This window comes from Shinella sp. CPCC 101442 (assembly GCF_024704725.1).
GTDB lineage: Bacteria > Pseudomonadota > Alphaproteobacteria > Rhizobiales > Rhizobiaceae > Shinella.
On the sequence record NZ_JALIQS010000001.1, the window covers coordinates 798,835 to 815,895 of the forward strand.

Genomic DNA, 17,061 nt, shown 5'->3' on the forward strand with positions numbered 1-17,061 from the left:
TTTTTCTATTCGTTGTCTTTCTGAGGCGTGCGGCTCAGGAAGAAGAAGAGGGTGACGATCGCCAGCGACAGAACAAGGAAGACTGTCGAGATGGCATTCATCTCCGGTGTCACGACACGGCGCAATTGGCCGAGCATGTAGGTCGGCAGCGTGTCCTGTCCGCCGGATTTCACGAATTCCGTAATGACGACATCGTCGAGCGAGATGACGAAAGCGAGCATCAGGCCAGCGAGAATGCCGGGCCACAGCAACGGCAGCGTGACATAACGGAAGGTCTGGAACGACGAGGCGTAAAGGTCTGCCGCAGCCTTTTCCAGCGAGAGATCCATGCTTTCGAGACGCGCCCGGATCGGCATATAGGCGAAGGGTACGCAGAAGGCCGCGTGGGCGACGATGAGGTAGCCGAGGCCGGAATACCCCGTCCAAACTTTGACGCGCGAGAACAGGATAAGCAGCGCCACGGCCGTAACGATTTCCGGCACCAGGAGCGGCATATTGATGACGGAATACTTGAAGGTCAGGCCGCGATAGGGGCCGGTGCGCGTCGTGGCGATGGCCGCCAGCGTCGCGCAGGCCGTTGCAATGACCGCGGCGACAGCGGCGATCTGCAGCGAACGCCAGGAGGCTTCAACGACCTGCTGGTTGTTCCAGGCGCTTTCGAACCAGCGCAGCGAGAAGCCTTCCCAGGTGGCGATCGACATGCCGGAATTGAAGGAATAGACGACAAGCGTCGCGATGGGGAGGTAGAGCAGGAAGAAGCAGAACATCGCAATGGTCGCGAAGCCCGGCTGGCGCTTGATCGAGAAGGACTTAGCCATGGGCGCTGCCTCCGGACTTCGATGCATTGCGGACATAGTAGAGCATCGCGAAGAGCACGATGATGACGAGCGTGACCGACAGCGCCGCGCCGAGCGGCCAGTTTCGTCCCTGCCCGAATTGCAGCTCGATCAGGTTGCCGACCATCAGGTTCTTGCCGCCGCCGAGAACGCGCGGGACCACGTAGGACGAGAGCGCCGGCACGAAGACGAGGATGGAACCGGCGATGATGCCCGGCTTCACAAGCGGAATGACGATCCGCCACAGCACCCCGAAACGCGAGGCGTAGAGATCATAGCCAGCCTCGATCAGACGGAAATCCAGCTTTTCCAGGCTTGCATAAAGCGGCAACACCATCAGCGGCAGGAAGACATAGGTCATGCCGAGCATGATGGCGAAGTCGGTGAACATCATCTGGATCGGCGCCGAGATGAGGCCGATCTTCAACAGCAGCGTGTTGATGATGCCTTCCGAGCGGATCACCTCCTGGATGGCGAAGGTGCGGATGAGCATGTTCGTCCAGAACGGGATGGTGATCAGGAACAGCCAGAGCGAGCGATTGTGGGGCGCGCGCGTCGCAATGAAGTAGGCCGTCGGGAATCCGAAGATCAGGCAGAAGACCGTCGTGGCGAAGGCAAGCTTGACGCTCCGCCAGAAGATCAGGAAATGGGCATCCGCCAGCGAGACCGTATCGTCGAAGATGTCGCGGCTGAAGAGAACGTTGAACCAGCCCTCGGTCGAGAATTCCCACTTCACATCGCCATAGTTGCCGGGCGCGAGGAAGGAATAGAGCAACACGATGACGAGCGGGCCGACACTGGCCGACACGATGAGGATGAGGGCGGGGGCGCTGAGAAACCAGCGATCCCTGATTTCTTTCTTTTGTCGCTGTTCGCTGACCTCTTGAGGGCTGACCGTCATGGCTAGTCCCTCAATATCTGGGCAACGTCGTCATTGATGGCGATGCCCACGCGATCCTGCTCCGAGAAGCCGCAGGGGCCGCTCTTGGCATTCTGCTGGCGCACGATGAAAGTGCTGCCGCCATCGACCTTGACGTGGAAATGGTTGTCCGTGCCGAGATAGACGATGTCGTCGAGCACGCCTTCCAGCATGCCTGAACCGGGTGAACCGAGACGGGCATGTTCCGGGCGGACGACGATGGTGACCTTGCCCTTCGGCGTGATGCCTTCAGGATAGGTCGCATTGATCTCGGCGCCGGAGGAAAGCCGCACGCGGGCCCTTTCGCCCGACACTGAAATGACGTCCGCTTCGAGGAAGTTCGTCTCGCCGATGAAGTCGGCGACGAAGCGCTCGGCCGGACGATCGTAGATATCCCAGGGCGAACCGACCTGACGGACCGTGCCCGTCGACATGACCGCGATGCGGTCGGACATGGTCAACGCTTCTTCCTGGTCGTGCGTGACGAAGACGAAGGTGATGCCGGTCTCGAGCTGAAGCCGCTTCAGCTCCATCTGCATGGACTTGCGCAGTTTCAGATCGAGCGCGGAAAGCGGTTCGTCGAGCAGCAGCACCTTCGGCCGCGGCGCAAGAGCGCGCGCCAGCGCAACACGCTGCTGCTGACCGCCGGAGAGCTGCGTGACGGGATTGTTGCCGCGCCCATCGAGGTGAACAAGCTTCAGCATGTCCTTGACGACGCTATCGACTTCCGACTTCGGCTTACCGAGCATCTTCAGGCCGAAACCGATGTTTTCGGATACGGTCAGATGCGGAAAGAGCGCATAGTTCTGGAAAACGGTATTGACCGGTCGCTGGTTGGGCAGGAGGCGGGAAATATCCACGCCATCGAGCAACACCTGACCTTCGGTCGGCAGCTCAAAACCCGCAATCATGCGAAGAAGGGTCGTCTTCCCGCAGCCCGAGGGGCCGAGAAGGGTGAAGAATTCGTTCGAGCGGATTTCCAGCGACACATTGTCGACGGCCTGGAAGGTGCCGAACCATTTCTTGATGCCATGCAGGCCTATGGCGCCGCCATGGGCCGCGGTCGTTCGGGTGTCAGTCATTGGTTCCCCGTTTTTCGACCGGCGTGCCCCGAGCGTCCTCTGCCCACATCGCCGGCTATCCTCTGTCCGGCCGCTGATCACGGCTCTTATGTGATAGGCTTGTCTTGCTTATGATCACAACAAACCATAATTTGATCAAATCTGTAAAGGGTCATTTTGAGCTTTGCGAGATTATCAGTTCTGCGTGCAAAGCCCAGAGAATTCAGCTCAGAGACGATAACCGGCGCCGCCGGGTCCGACAGACGGGAGGGTATCAGCATGCTGGTCGCAGCCGGGAGGGAAGCGTCCGAATCTGCCAAGCAATGGGTGTACCGCGTGTTGCGGCGAAACATCATGACAGGTCAGTTCGAGCCGGGGGAACCGGTGACGATCAACGGCCTTGCCGAGGCGCTGGGCGTCAGCGCCATGCCGGTGCGCGAGGCCCTGCACCGGCTCGTCGCCGACGGTGCGCTGGAGCTTCTCGACAACCGTCGCGTTCGGGTACCGGACCTCGATCCACAGCGCTTCGAGGAGGTGCTGGAGGCGCGTATCGCGCTGGAAACCCGCGCGGCCGAACGCGCCATGCCCTTCATCGACGGCATGAGGCTGGCGCGTCTGCGTGCTTTCGATCAGCAGGCAGATCAGGCGCTCGCCGTGCGCAATTTCGGTCGGCTGGTCGAAGCCAATTTCGACTTCCATCGCTGCCTCTACGAAGCATGCCCGGGCACGATCACCCTGCCTCTCATCGAGTCCCTTTGGCTGCGTCTTGGTCCGTTCATGCGTCGTGCGGGCGAGGCCTTTTCGGCCGACTATCAGGTCGACCGCCATGCCGAAGCTCTGATCGCCATCGTCGCACAAGATGCCGAAGCCCTGAAGGCTGCCATCGCCGCCGATATCCGCGATGGCACCGGTCATCTCGGCCGCGGCCACTTCGAACGGATCGGTGCGCTCGGCAATCCGGGCTGAACGATCTTTTCGACAACTGGATGCTTGCAGCCGGCCCCTCATGGCCGCTAAGTCTCTTGCCGACTCGCAGCGCGACGGAGGACGCCTTGAACGACAACAATGTTCTGAAATTCGAACCCCGCAAACCGAAGCAGGAGAAGAAGCCTGTCGCGCCGGGACCGAAAAAGGGACTGGTCTGGCTCGCTGTTGTCGTCGTGATTGCTCTCGTCTGGGCCTATTATCAGTTTCTCGCGCCACCGAGCCTGTAACCGCCCTCACAGCCTGGCCGCCACTTTCAGCCCCTCGTAGACCGCTTCCTCCGCCGTGCGCGGGGCAAGGCCGTCGCCAATGATGTGCACTTCCGGCACGAGATCGCGCAGGATGCCGGAGAGTTCGTCGACCGGCTCGTGCCCAAGACACAGCACCAGCGTGTCGACACCCTCGAAGAGGATCGGCTGGTCGCTCGTCGTGTGCTGCATGTAGACGGTGCCGCCGTCGCAGCCGTAGAGACGGGCATAGGGCGTCACCCGCACGCCGATACGGTGCAGTTCGGCGGCGATGTTGTCGCGCACGTAAAGCGGCAGCAACTCACCCGGATGCGTGCCGTTCACGGCGAGATCGACACTGCAGCCTTCGTTTGTGAGAAGTTCGGCGATGCCGGGACCGATCCAGTCGCAGCGCCAGTCGACCACGACGACGCGGCTGCCGGTCTTCACCTCCTTGCGCAGGACCTGCCAGGCATCGACGACCTGGACGCTGTCATCAAGCGGAAGCTCCGGCCGATAGGGTTTTGCACCGGTGGCGAGGATGACGGCATCCGGCCGTTCCGCCTCGACCAGCGCCCTGTCGACGCGGATGCCGCGTTCCACACGCACATTGGCGAGCGCCACCTCGTGGGAAAGGTTGGTGACGATGCCGCCGAATTCCGAGCGTCGCGGGAGTTGCTGGGCAAGCAGCGCCTGGCCGCCCAACTGGCTTGCGGCCTCGTAGAGCGTCACCCTGTGACCGCGCGCTGCGGCAACGGATGCCGCCTTCAGGCCGGCAGGTCCACCGCCGACGACCATGACCGATTTCGGGCGGGCGGCCGGCTCGAGCGAGCCGAATTTCAGCTCGCGGCCGGTTTCGGGATGCTGGATGCAGGAGATCGGCACACCCCGATGGAAGTGGCCGATACAGGCCTGGTTGCAGGCGATGCAGGCCCGGATGTCGTCCATGCGCCCCTCCAGCGCCTTGCCGGGCATCTCGGGGTCGCAGATCATTGCGCGCGTCATGCCGCAGACATCCGCCGAACCGCCGGCAATCACCGCCTCTGCCTCCTGCGGCTGGTTGATGCGGCCCGCCACAAAGACGGGAATGCCAAGCGCCTTGCGGAATCGCGCCGCGTCACCCGCGAGATAGGCGGCACGGTAGGCCATCGGCGGCACGATATGCACGGCCCCGCCGAGCGAGGCGGACGTACCTGTCGTAATGCTCACATAGTCCAGCATCGGCTCCAGCCGACGACAGATTTCCAGCGCTTCGTCATTGGCAAGGCCCGCTTCGTCGCGTTCACCGGCGCTGATGCGCATGCCGATGACGAAGTCCTCCGACGTCGCCGCACGCATCGCCGCAAGCGCTTCCTCGGCAAAACGCAGCCGGTTTTCCAGCGAGCCGCCATAACCATCTTCACGGCGGTTGACGCGCGGATTGAAGAACTGTGCCGGCAGGTAGCCGTGACTTGCCACGAATTCGGCGCCATCGACGCCGGCCGCATGCATGCGCCGGGCCGCAGACGCATAGCCGGTGACGATCTCGTCGATCATGCGCTTGTCGAGCGCGCGAGGCATGACGCGAAACCGTTCGTTCGGCGTAACCGACGGGGCATAGGCAACAGTCAGAAGACCGTCGCCACCTTCCATGATTTCGCGGCCGGGATGAAAGAGCTGTGAGAAGAGCACACAGCCTTCGGCATGACAGAGATCGGCAAGCCGGCGATAGCCGTCGATACAGTCGTCCTCCGTCGCCATCAGCATGTGCGAGGTATAGCGCGCCGTCTCGTGCACGCCCGCCACCTGGCTGACGATGAGGCCGACGCCGCCCTTGGCACGGGCGGCGTGGTAGGCGAGGAGGGCTTCGTTGACGAGGCCGTCCGTCGGCAGCGTCGTATCGTGGCCGGTGGACATGATCCGGTTCTTCAATTCCGCACCGCGGATCTTCAGCGGCTGGAACAGATGCGGAAACGCGGATGGCGCGTGCGCGACCGCTCCGCGCGAAAGGTCGGCTTCAGTCATAGAGTGTCCTCCTCCCAATGCGATCAGGCCCGTCAGGCGTCGCTGGCAAGCATCGTGTAGATCTTGCGGGTCTGTTCGTGGATCGTCCATTCGCCGCGCCAGCCGAGCGGCAGCACGAACATCTCGCCCGCACCGATCTCACGCGACGTGCCGTCGCTGTTGTGCAGCGTGACGCGGCCGGTGAGCAGGTGGCAGACTTCGGCATTCTGGCTGCGGTCGGCGGTGAACCGGCCGGGTGTGCATTCCCAGATGCCGGTTTCCATCTTCTCGTGCGCACTGGTCCAAAGCACCAGCGTCGCCTCCGTCTGGTCGCCTTCGATGGAGGTGGGCTTGGCCGTGAAAGCGCCGATGTCGAGCTTCAGGAGGTCGCCGAAATTCTCAAAACTAATCATGGGAAAATCCTTTGAATAGGGGTCAGTGGCCGGTGATGCTGTCTGCCAGGGCCGCGAGTTCGGACGTGTGTTGCAGGCCGGCGAATTCGCGCTCGTCGGCCATGCGGTAGAGCTGGTACATGGAATGCACGCCGAGCCAGCGAAACGGTTCCGGCTCCCACTTGCGCACGGTGCGGTTGACCCAGGGCAGGCCTGTCAGTTCCGTATCGCGGCGAAGCACGAGGTCGGCCAGCGTGCGGCCGGCAAGGTTTGTGCTGGAAACGCCAAGCCCGACGTAACCGCCAGCCCAACCGATGCCGCTCTCGCGGTCGAAGCCCGCCGTCGTGCACCAGTCGCGCGGCACGCCGAGCACGCCGCACCAAGCATGGTCGATCTTCAGCGATTTCGTCTGCGGCAGCAGACGCGTGAGGATACCGTGAAGCTGGTCGATGGTCGCCTGCTGCGTCTGGCCGTTGACGTCTGTCGCCGAACCGAAGCGATAGGGCACCCCGCGCCCACCCATGGTGATGCGGCCCTCACGGGTGCGCTGGGCATAGCAATAGGCGTGCGCAGCATCCCCAAGCAGTTCATGACCTTCCCAGCCGATCTCCCTCCACAGCGCCTCCGGCACCGGTTCGGTGACGATCTGCGCGCTGTTGAGCGGCAGCCAGGTGCGTTCGTGCCCCGGTAGACCGGCGGTGAAACCTTCCGTCGCACGGATGATGACCGGCGCGCGCACCACGCCACGATCGGTTTCGACGCGGCCCTTTTCGAAGCCCGTGACGGAAGTACCCTCGAAGATCGAGACACCCAGCCCTTCCACTACCTTCGCAAGACCGCGCACCAGCTTGGCCGGCTGGACGCGCGCCATGTCGCGAATGACGAAGGCGCCCAGGACATTGGCAACCCGGATGCGCTTTGCCGCAGCCTCTGCCGACAGCATTTCGATGCGCTCCGCCGGCATCTGCCAGTCGAGATAGAACTGGTATTCCTCGCGGGCGCGTTCGAGCTGCGGCGTGTTGGTCGCGAAGGTAATATTGTCGACGCGCAGGATATCCGCGTCGATGCCTTCGGCCTCCGTGACGCGGATCACCTCGTCGACGGTGCCGGCCATGGCGCGCTGCATGTCGACGACGGCGCCGCGGCTGGAGGTCTTGAGATATTTTTCGCGCGACCAGCTGAAGCCGCCCGACAGCCAGCCACCGTTGCGGCCCGATCCGCCGAAGCCCGCGAATTCCCGCTCGACGATGACGATGTTGAGCGAGGGGTCGGCCTTCTTCAGGTAATAGGCGGTCCACAGACCGGTATAGCCGGCCCCGATGATGCAGACATCGGCTTCGCGATCGCCGGGAAGGGCAGGGCGCTTCTGGGGTATACCGCCGATATCGGCATACCAGAAGGAAATGTTACCGTTGGTCTTGACGTCCATGGCAGTGCTTTCGGGTTCAGGTCAGCGTCACGTCGGCGCTGGCGTCATCTGGGAGGAGGATGAGATCGGAGGGCAGGAAGGCGATATCGACGGTGTCGCCGATGGCAAAATCGACGGCGCCAAGCGGACTGCGCGCGACGGCAGTGGTGCCATCCGCCAACCGCACCTCGTATTTCGAGCCGGAGCCTAGATAGATGGCTTCGGCCACCGTGCCGGTGAGGCGGTTTTCCCCCGTGATCGCATCAACGCCCGGGCGCTTCAACGCCACGCGTTCCGGCCGCAGCAGGATGACCGGGCGCGCATCGCCGGCAAGACGACCATGCGCAAGGATCTTCTGGCCGCTGATGGTCACGATCGTATTGTCGCCAGACGCTTCCGCTACGCCGCGCAACACGGTAGACTCGCCGATGAAGCGGCCGACGAAGAGCGTGGCTGGATTGTCGTAGAGTTCGCGGCCTGTGCCGATCTGCTCGATGCGACCACCATTGAATACGGCGATGCGGTCGGAGAGGACAAGCGCCTCTTCCTGATCGTGCGTCACGTAGACGAAAGTGGTGCCGAGTTCGCGGTGGATGCGCTTGATCTCGAGTTGCAGCCATTCGCGCAGCTTCTTGTCGAGCGCGCCGAGCGGCTCGTCCATCAGGAGAAGCGGCGGATCGAAGACAAGCGCGCGGGCGAGCGCCACGCGCTGCTGTTGACCGCCAGAGAGTTCGTTGGGGTAACGATGGGCGAAATCGGCCATCTTCACCATGTCGAGCGCGCGCCTGACACGTTTCTCACGGTCGTCCCCTTTGATGCCGCGCAGGGACAATGGATAGGCGACGTTCTTGCCAACCGTCATGTGCGGGAAAAGCGCATAGTGCTGAAAGACCACGCCGATGTTGCGCTTGTGCGAGGGCAGGCCGGTGACACTCTTGCCGCCGATCTCCAGCGCGCCGGAGCTGATGTCCGTGAAACCGGCGATCAGGTTCAGCGTCGTGGTCTTGCCGGAGCCTGAAGGACCGAGCAGCGTCATGAATTCGCCAGGTCGGATGTGGAGATCGATATCCTTGAGCGCCGTGAAGGCACCGTAGTGTTTCGAGGCCTTGCGGATTTCGATCGCGGCACCGGCGGAGCGTTGGGGTGCGGTCATGGTCAGGTCCTTCCACGGCGCATGCCCAGGAGCAGGCCGGCAATGATGATGAGCGACGTGGCTATGAAGAGCAGCGTGCCGACGGCGGCGACGGTCGGATCGGCGTCGCGCGTGATCGACGAGTAGATCTGCACCGGCAGCGTCTTGAGATAGGGGCTGGTGATGAACAGCGCGACGATGATTTCGTCGAACGAGGTGATGAAGGCGAAAAGCGCGCCGGAGAGGACGCCCGGCAGGATCAGCGGCAGCGTCACCGTTCGGAACACCGTCAAGCGCCCGGCGCCCAGGCTCGAAGCGGCAGTCTCCAGCCGGCGATCGAAGACTTCGAGGCTCGCCTGCACGGCGATGAGCACGAAGGGAATGGCGAGCATGGTATGGGCCAGCACGAAGCCGGTAACGGTGCCGACGAGATGCGCATCGAGATAGACCGCGTAGATGCCGATCGCCAGCACCACGCCCGGCACGACCATCGGCGTGATCAGCAGGGCGCGCAGCAACCCGCCGGTCCGCGCCGCCGCGCGGGTGACGCCGAAGGCGGCGAGCGTGCCGATCACCGTCGCGACCACGGCAACGATGAGGGCGACGATCAGCGAATTGGTGAAACTCGTCGTCCAGTCCGGGTTGCTGAAGAAGTTCTCGTACCATTGCCAGCTGAATCCGACAGGCGGAAAGGCCAGCGACTTGTTGCCGTTGAACGACATCGGGATCACGACTAGCGTCGGCGCGAGCAGCAGGATCGCGACGAGCAGGCAGAAAAGACCGAGCAGAATGCGGGAGAACGAAGGCACGGCGTCAAGCCTCCCTGCGCGAGGACGTATGCTTCTGGCGCATCAGCGGGGCCGCCAGGGCGAGAAGCACGAAGGTGGCGATGAGGAGCACCACACCCATCGCGCCGCCGCGTCCCCAGTTGAGCAGGCTCAGCACCTGGTTCTGCACCAGCGAAGACAACAGGATGCTGCGCGGTCCGCCGAGCAAAGCCGGCGTGATGTAGAAGCCGAGTGACAGAATGAAGACGATGATCGCACCGGCATAGACGCCCGGCAGCGACAGCGGCATATAAATCTGCAGGAAGGCCTTCCAGGGTTTTGCGCCAAGACTGCGGGCGGCCTGCAACAGGCGCGTGTCGATGCCCTTCATCACGGAATAGATCGGCAGGATCATGAAGGGCAGCAGCACCTGCGTCATGCCGATGATGACGCCCGGCAACGTGCGGATGAGCTTGACCGGCGACAGGCCGAGGCCTCGCAGGATGGAATTGATGACGCCGGAATCCTGCAGCAGGATGACCCAGGCGAGCGTGCGCACCACGCCGCTCAGCCAGAAGGGCACGAGCACGCACAGAATGAGCGCCAGCCGCATGTTCTTGCCGACGATGGTCATGGCGTAGGCGTAGGGATAGGCGCAGACGAGGGAAACGAGCGTGACCCAGCCGGCGACGATGAAGGTGCGTTGCAGCACCGTGCGGTTCACCGCGGACTGGAAGAACCAGACGTAGTTTTCGATGCCGGGTGCGGGATCGGTGAAGGAACGCCACACGACGATGCCGAGCGGATAGGCGAGCACGACGAGTAGCACCAGAACGGCGGGTGCTGCAAGCCAGACCGCACCGCGCGGCCGGAAACGTGAAAGGAATACGGGTTGGCCGGAACCGGCGGCGGGGCCGGTCCGCAAACCTTCATCGGGCGTGGCGGTCATGGACATCTCCCGTGTTGGAAGCAGGCCCGGCCAAAACCGGGCCTGCGGTCAATCAGCGGCTCAGTTGCCGGAGAGAAGCGCGTTCCACTTTTCGGCGGCGAGGTCGAAATTCTTCACCCAGAACGGAATGTTCTGCTGGTAGCCCTGCGCGTTGCGCTCCGGCGTCGAGGTGAGAAAGGCGGCCGTCGCATCATCGACCTTCGGCTTGGCGTCCGAGTTGATCGGCGTGTAGGAGGTCTTTTCGGTGAGCACCGCCTGAGCGTTCGCACCGAGATAGGCGTTGAGCAGCGCGTAGGCCGCATCCGTATCCTTGACACCGACCGGAATGGTCATCTGGTCCATCACGACCAGCCAATCCTGCCAGACCGGCGTATAGGCGGCGCCGTTCTTCACGGCGGTCATGGCACGTCCGGTCCACATCATGATCATGTCGGCTTCGCCGGATTCGGCGAGCTGCTGGCTCTCCGCACCGGTCTTCCAGTAGATCGTGTCGGGACCAAGATCGCGCAGCTTCTGGATGCCCTTCTCGATATCGTCAGGCGTCATCGCCTTCGGATCGCCGCCAGCCGCCTTGAAGGCCTGCTCGATCAGGCCACCGGTCGGATCGCCCGAGCCATCGATGGCGCGCGAACCCGGAAACTTTTCCGTATCGAAGAAATCGACCCAGTTCTTCGGCGGGTTATCCTTGTAGGTCTCGTTCTTGTACATCAGGACGACGCCGTAGTTCATCGCCGGAACCGAGCATTCGCCGACCTGGCCAGGCGGAATCTTGGAGACGTCGAGTTTGGAGAAGTCGAGCTTCTGGAACAGCGTGCCGCAATGCACGTAGGGCGGCAGGTCGGCGGTATCGACCACGTCCCAGGTCACGTTACCGGCATCGACCTGCGCCTTCAGCTTGGCGATTTCGGTCGGGCCGTCATTCAAAAGCGTCACGCCGGACTTGTCGACGAATTCCTTGAGCGCCGCGACCTGGCCGTCCTGATAGATGCCGCCATAGGAAACGAAGGTCAGGGTCTTGCCCTTGAGCGAGCCTTCCTTGATTTCGCCGGCGACCGGCTTGTCCTGTGCGAATACCGGCAACGCCAGGGCGCACGTCATCGTCAGGGCCAAAGCCCTCGCAAATCTCTTCATGTTGATACTCCCAGTAGCGCTCGCGTTACGTTGTTCCTGCCGGGGCTACGAGCCGGGCCGGGGCAGGTATTTGTCGAGATCATCGGCGACGCTGGTGGGCGGCGCGATCATCCAGATGACTTCAGCGGTTTCCGTGCCGATATTGACGGTCTTGTGCGGAACCGAGCTTGGATATTCGATGCTGTCACCGGACGACAGCACATGACGCTCGTCGCCGAGGGTGAGTTCAACCTCGCCGCGGACAACGAAGAACAGTTCCTGTGAATCCCCGTGACTATAGGGCTTTTCACCCGTCGAGCCACCCGGATCGAACTCGCCGATATAGACTTCCATGTCGCGGATCGGCCGCCGCGACAAAAGCATCTTGCGATAGCCCTCCGCCGGCGGCAGGGCCGGACGCTCGTCCTTGCGCAAGACGCGGCCGACCGCCGGCGAGCCGTCGTCGAAAAGGTCCGTAAGGCTAATGCCGAGCGCACCGGCGATACGCATCAGCGTACTGATATTCACACCGCTAAGGCCGCGTTCCAGCTGACTGAGGAAACTCGCGGTGGTGCCCGTCGCATCCCCCAGCGCCCGCAGCGACATGCGTCGGGCCGTGCGGAAGGACTTGACCTTCTCGCCGATGACGGCCTGATTCTTCGTCGCTACCGCGATGTCGCCCATAGCCTCACTCCTCACTTAACAACATATTAAGTGGAGCGAGGATTAGCAATCGCGAAATGCGTCTCCACGCAGTTTTTTCTCGATAGGCGTATGGGAGGCCTAAATCACGCGGCGATATGTAACGCCGCGCGCCAGCCAGCAGCCGACGGAAAGGCCCGTTACCACACCGGCGGCATCCCGCTGGATCAGCACCGTCCAGTCGCCAGGAGCGGCGGCATCGAGGGCGCGACGACTGGTGACGATCCAGACGTCCTCAGCCAACGCGTACATGCGCTCCATCGGCCCCCTGCCGTATAGACCTTCAAAGACGGCGAAGGCTGCGCCATCGCGCGCTTCGATCTCCAGAAAGGCCTCCAGCTCTTCGGACCAGTAGCGACCGGCGATCAGCGTCGCATCCGCCCATTCCACCGGCTCGAGCTGGCGCGCCGAGACGGTGAGATTCTCGCTCCTTCGCAGCATGAGCAGGCGGCCATCTTCCTTGCCGAGTGAAAAATCCTGTCCACGCGCGATGCCGTCGGGTGCAACGGTCGCTCGGGTGGCGGAAGGACCGTAGTGGAGTTTCACGCCGTCGGCATCCGCTACGGTGCGCACGACAAGCCCCTGTGCTTCGTCCAGCCACAACCCGTCCCAATCCGTCGGCGGGATCGTTTCCGTCGCGGTGTCCAAGCCAAGCGCGGCGTCAACCAGCATCGTTGCCGCGTTGTAGGCGCTTGTACCGTGGTTGAACATGACGACCACCGACAGACGCTCCTTCGCCAGATGCATGCGGTAGGAGCCGAAGCCGCGCAGGCCTCCGCCATGGCCCGTGAAATTCAAGCCCCGATAGACATCCTGGCGCAGGCCATAGGCGTAGGTCGCGGGCGCGCCATCTGCATAGAAGGCGGGTGCCGAGAGACGATTGTAGACGCCGCCCGGATCGTCCCGTGTCGCATCGATATGGCATTCCCATGCGAGCATGTCGTCCAGCGAGGCGGCGATGCCGGCATCGCCGAACCAGTAGACGCCGTTATCCGCCGGGAGGAAGCCGACATCGTCGTTGCCTTCATAGCCGATGACCCCATCGGGCGGCACGCGCGTGTTCGGCGACAGAACAGCCGTGGACATGCCGGCCGGCACGAACAGGCGCTCTGCAAGGAGGTCGGCGAGGTCGCGGCCTGTGCCCCGCTCGATCAGTTCACCGAGAATGCGGAAATTGCCATTGCTGTAGGAATAATGCGCGCCGGCCGGAAAATGGCCGGTCTTCGCGCTGGCGATGAGCGGCAGGGCATCCTCGCGGCGAAACTCGTTTTCCGGATAGGCGCCCTGCAGCACCGTCAACGCCCAGTAGTCGCGCAAGCCCGACTGATTGTGGCAGAGTTCCGAAACTGTCGGCAGCCGCTCGCGATAGTTGGGCAGGAATTCGCCGACCTTGTCGTCCAGCGTGGCGGGATCGCCGAACTGGTCGAGCAGCAAGGCGCAGGTGAACTGCTTGGAAATCGAGCAGATCGGCAAGCGCGTCTGCGCCGTCATCGGCAGCCGGCGATACATGTCGGCAAAACCCCAGGCGCGACGTGCCACGACCTTGCCATCCTTGACGATACCGGCCACGCCTCCCGGCCCGCGAAACCGATGGGGAAGGCGGTTCAGCGCCCGGTCGAGCGCCGCAGTATCAAGCATCGTCATTCCATTACCCTGTCTGTAAGCACATGTAGAGCCGAAGGCGCGCTTCGGCTCCGCGCGCAACAAACGCCAGCAACACGCCCTTGGCAAGAGCCGCGCGGCTCTCTTTCCCGCTCAGCGATAGGCATTGCAATCCTCGGCTTCCGTCCCGGCCAGTTTTCGGGCGTAGAAATGCCCGGCATAATTGGCGGCGGCGATGATGCCGGGGGCGAGGCAGTCGCCAATGCGTTCCACGGTCTCGATGCCGTGATCCGCCCAGGCCTTCGCGCAGGCCGAAAGGCCATGCCAAAGGTGGTTAACCGGCAGGCGCGCCGTTACCGGCACCACGGTGGAACAGTCGATCTCCCGCCGTTTTCCGGAATAGACGCATTCCACGCTCAAGACATCTGGCTTGAAATCGCCAAGCTGATGCAACAGCACGATGTCGATGCCAAGCTCGATCAGGCGGGTCTGTACCCGGCGCTGCTCCAGCGTGTGATCCGTCCAGGGCGCGACGATGGATGCGGGCGTGACGAAGGTCACCTTGCGGCCCAACAGCGCGATCATTTCGGCGAGAACGCTCGCCATGTAATAGCGGTCGTCATCAAAGATCACGACGGGGCCGTCGTCCGGAAGGGCCGCCGCCCCCTTGTCGAGAAGCGCATCGACACCGACAACGCGATTGCCGGACAGGAAGGGCAGGGGTGCTCGGTGCATCCGACCGACGCCATCGGTGCGCCAGCGAGCGCCTGTCGCGATCGCCACATGCTGGATCCCGTAGGACAGCACATCCTCGGCGGTGAGCGGGCTATCGAGATAGAGCTCGACATTCGGGGCCTGACGCAGTTGCGTCATGCGCCAGTCGCGCACCCGCGCCCAGGTCGCAAGGCCCGGGAGCCTGGCTTCCTTCGTTACCCGGCCACCCCATTCGCGTCCAGCCTCGGCGACGGTGACATCCGCACCCCGCTGGGCAAGCGCCCGCGCGGCTTCCAACCCGGCCGGGCCGCCGCCGATGACGAGCACGGATTGCGGCCTTGAGAATGCCGGGATGATTTCCGGATGCCAGCCCTTGCGGGCTTCCTCGCCGATAGTCGGGTTCTGCGTACAGCGCATCGGCACGACCGTGTTATCGCCCGCAGTACAGATGTTGCAGCCAATGCATTCCCTGATGTCGTCGATGCGGCCCGTCTCGATCTTCTTCGGCAGGAAAGGATCGGCGATGGAGGGACGGGCCGCGCCGATGAGGTCGAGCACGCCGCTGCGGATCGCCCGCACCATTGCGTCCGGCGAGGTATAGCGGCCGACACCGACGACCGGTTTCGTCGTCACCGTCTTGACGAAGGCGGTATAAGCCTCCTGGAAACCTTCCTGCGAGAAGCGGGCGGTCTGGCTGTCATTCGACCAGTTGGAAAGATTGACGTCCCAGAGATCGGGCTCTTCCGCCAGTGCTGCAACGACGTCACGCCCCTCGCCGTCATGCTGCAAGCCCTCGGCCCCCAGCAATTCCTCGACGGCAAACCGCACCGCGATAGCGCAGCGGTCGCCGACGGCATCGCGCGTATCGGCCAGAACCTCGCGGAACAGACGCAAACGGTTCTCGAAGCTGCCGCCATATTCATCGGTTCGGGAGTTGTGCCGCGCGAGCAGAAAATGCTGGAGCAGCGTCATATCGTGGCCGGCATAGACATAGACGATGTCGAAACCCGCGCGCTTTGCCCTCAGCGCCGCATCGCGGTGCCATTTGCGGAACGCAGCGATGTCGGCCTTGTCCATCGCGCGCGCCTGCACGGGATCCTCGACGTCAACGACCATGTCCGAAGGGCCGTAGGGCGCGATGCGGGTCAGGCGATTGGCGGTGTGGATACCGTTGTGGACGAGTTGGATGGCCGCAAGGCTTCCATGCTCGTGTACCGCCTCGGTCAGCTTCTTGAGCCGATCGACGTCACAATCGTCCCAGATGCGCTGCTGATTGGAGGGCGAAATGTCGGAGGAAGGGTGGATTTCAGTTTCCTGCGTGGAAACCACGCCCCAGCCGCCTTCCGCCTTCATGCGGCGCAGAGACAGATCCGCTTCGGGGTAGCGATGCCCCATCCCGCTACAGTGAGGCACCTGATAGAAGCGGTTGCGCGTTGTGACCGGGCCAATCCGCACCGGCTCGAACAGGATGTCGTAACGTGGATCGCGCATGGTTTTCCTCCCCAGGGCCTGTCGTCCGACTATACAGTTGCATAGGACTATGCGAGTGTATAGTCGGAAATTTGGAAACCGATCGCCCTTTCGTTATAAGAAGCATAGATGCAGGGAGCGTGGACATGACAGGCGCCGACGACGGTTTTCCCGATAGCGGGAAACAGCGCGACCTCATCGAGGCGACGCTGGAATGCATTGCCGAACTCGGCATCCAGGGCACGTCCGTGCGCGCGGTTGCCGCGAGGGCTGGCGTATCGAATGGCCTCATCCGCCATCATTTCGATGCCAAGGCAAACCTCATCCTCGCCGCCTACCGCCGCACCATCGAGCTGATTTCCACCAATTCCATGCGTGAACTGAGAGCCACCGACGGCACGCCGCACGCGCGGCTGCGCCGCTTCATCGTCGCCACGCTCGACACACCCGCCTCCAACTCACGGCTGCTTTCGCTCTGGGCAACGTTCGTCAGCCAGAGCCGCGTCGATCCCGAGATCGCTGCGATACGCGAGGAAAGCTACCTGGCGCTGCGTCACGCCACCGAACCGCTGATCGCCGCCGTCTTTGCCGCCGAAGGGCGCGCGCTTTCGGCCGAAGAGCTGGAAAGCACCACCGTGGTCGTTCATGCGATGCTCGACGGCCTCTGGATCGAGGCCGGGCTCAGCCAGTCGCCCGATGGCGTCGAGAAACTGATCGCACTCGGCATCCGCTCCATCGAGAAGCTCTTGGATATCAGGCTTCAGCCGTAGCGTTCGAAAGCGAAAAGCGCGTCCCGATGGGACGC

16 protein-coding genes are annotated in these 17,061 nt (G+C 63.1%); 3 read left to right on the forward strand and 13 right to left on the reverse strand.

What is annotated here, in order from left to right:
* Window positions 1-5 precede the first annotated feature (5 nt).
* The 3 genes from MUO32_RS03655 to MUO32_RS03665 are packed head-to-tail and all read right to left on the reverse strand — an operon-like array spanning window position 6 to window position 2,837.
* On the reverse strand, window positions 6-818 hold the full coding sequence (locus tag MUO32_RS03655; RefSeq protein ID WP_257946865.1) for an ABC transporter permease: 813 nt from the start codon (window positions 816-818) through the stop codon (window positions 6-8).
* Window positions 811-1,737 (reverse strand): ABC transporter permease, encoded by a 927-nt coding sequence (locus MUO32_RS03660; protein ID WP_257946866.1) that lies wholly within the window; start codon window positions 1,735-1,737, stop codon window positions 811-813. Before MUO32_RS03660 ends, MUO32_RS03655 begins: the two co-directional genes overlap by 8 nt.
* A 2-nt stretch (window positions 1,738-1,739) precedes the next feature.
* Window positions 1,740-2,837: an ABC transporter ATP-binding protein gene (locus MUO32_RS03665; RefSeq protein WP_257946867.1), complete on the reverse strand. Its 1,098-nt coding sequence runs from the start codon at window positions 2,835-2,837 to the stop codon at window positions 1,740-1,742.
* A 258-nt stretch (window positions 2,838-3,095) separates the two neighbouring features.
* Here MUO32_RS03665 and MUO32_RS03670 point away from each other — a divergent pair, with 258 nt between their 5' ends.
* Both MUO32_RS03670 and MUO32_RS03675 read left to right on the forward strand, forming a co-directional pair.
* Window positions 3,096-3,782, forward strand: coding sequence for a GntR family transcriptional regulator (locus MUO32_RS03670; RefSeq protein ID WP_257946868.1), 687 nt, complete (start codon window positions 3,096-3,098; stop codon window positions 3,780-3,782).
* A gap of 86 nt (window positions 3,783-3,868) precedes the next feature.
* On the forward strand, window positions 3,869-4,030 hold the full coding sequence (locus MUO32_RS03675) for a hypothetical protein (protein WP_257946869.1): 162 nt from the start codon (window positions 3,869-3,871) through the stop codon (window positions 4,028-4,030).
* Window positions 4,031-4,036: 6 nt separating this feature from the next.
* On the opposite strand, the gene MUO32_RS03680 is transcribed toward MUO32_RS03675, so the two are convergent.
* The 10 genes from MUO32_RS03680 to MUO32_RS03725 form a co-directional block, all read right to left on the reverse strand.
* Complete coding sequence (locus tag MUO32_RS03680; protein WP_257946870.1) at window positions 4,037-6,031, reverse strand: FAD-dependent oxidoreductase; 1,995 nt, start codon at window positions 6,029-6,031, stop codon at window positions 4,037-4,039.
* A gap of 32 nt (window positions 6,032-6,063) precedes the next feature.
* On the reverse strand, window positions 6,064-6,423 hold the full coding sequence (locus MUO32_RS03685; RefSeq protein WP_257946871.1) for a cupin domain-containing protein: 360 nt from the start codon (window positions 6,421-6,423) through the stop codon (window positions 6,064-6,066).
* Between the two features lie 22 nt (window positions 6,424-6,445).
* Window positions 6,446-7,831 (reverse strand): FAD-binding oxidoreductase, encoded by a 1,386-nt coding sequence (locus MUO32_RS03690; protein ID WP_257946872.1) that lies wholly within the window; start codon window positions 7,829-7,831, stop codon window positions 6,446-6,448.
* 16 nt (window positions 7,832-7,847) lie between these two features.
* Window positions 7,848-8,963: an ABC transporter ATP-binding protein gene (locus MUO32_RS03695; protein WP_257946873.1), complete on the reverse strand. Its 1,116-nt coding sequence runs from the start codon at window positions 8,961-8,963 to the stop codon at window positions 7,848-7,850.
* A gap of 2 nt (window positions 8,964-8,965) precedes the next feature.
* On the reverse strand, window positions 8,966-9,751 hold the full coding sequence (locus MUO32_RS03700; RefSeq protein WP_257946874.1) for an ABC transporter permease: 786 nt from the start codon (window positions 9,749-9,751) through the stop codon (window positions 8,966-8,968).
* Between the two features lie 4 nt (window positions 9,752-9,755).
* Entirely contained in the window at window positions 9,756-10,658 is a 903-nt protein-coding gene (locus tag MUO32_RS03705) for an ABC transporter permease (RefSeq protein WP_257946875.1), read from the reverse strand.
* Between the two features lie 60 nt (window positions 10,659-10,718).
* Window positions 10,719-11,789: an extracellular solute-binding protein gene (locus tag MUO32_RS03710; RefSeq protein WP_257946876.1), complete on the reverse strand. Its 1,071-nt coding sequence runs from the start codon at window positions 11,787-11,789 to the stop codon at window positions 10,719-10,721.
* 45 nt (window positions 11,790-11,834) lie between these two features.
* Window positions 11,835-12,452, reverse strand: coding sequence for a helix-turn-helix domain-containing protein (locus tag MUO32_RS03715; RefSeq protein WP_257946877.1), 618 nt, complete (start codon window positions 12,450-12,452; stop codon window positions 11,835-11,837).
* A gap of 99 nt (window positions 12,453-12,551) precedes the next feature.
* The gene (locus tag MUO32_RS03720; RefSeq protein WP_257946878.1) at window positions 12,552-14,114 is read right to left on the reverse strand and encodes a D-aminopeptidase; all 1,563 of its coding nucleotides are present in this window, start codon (window positions 14,112-14,114) and stop codon (window positions 12,552-12,554) included.
* 111 nt (window positions 14,115-14,225) lie between these two features.
* The gene (locus tag MUO32_RS03725) at window positions 14,226-16,277 is read right to left on the reverse strand and encodes an FAD-dependent oxidoreductase (protein WP_257946879.1); all 2,052 of its coding nucleotides are present in this window, start codon (window positions 16,275-16,277) and stop codon (window positions 14,226-14,228) included.
* A gap of 125 nt (window positions 16,278-16,402) precedes the next feature.
* Here MUO32_RS03725 and MUO32_RS03730 point away from each other — a divergent pair, with 125 nt between their 5' ends.
* Complete coding sequence (locus MUO32_RS03730; RefSeq protein ID WP_257946880.1) at window positions 16,403-17,026, forward strand: TetR family transcriptional regulator C-terminal domain-containing protein; 624 nt, start codon at window positions 16,403-16,405, stop codon at window positions 17,024-17,026.
* Window positions 17,027-17,061: the final 35 nt, after the last annotated feature.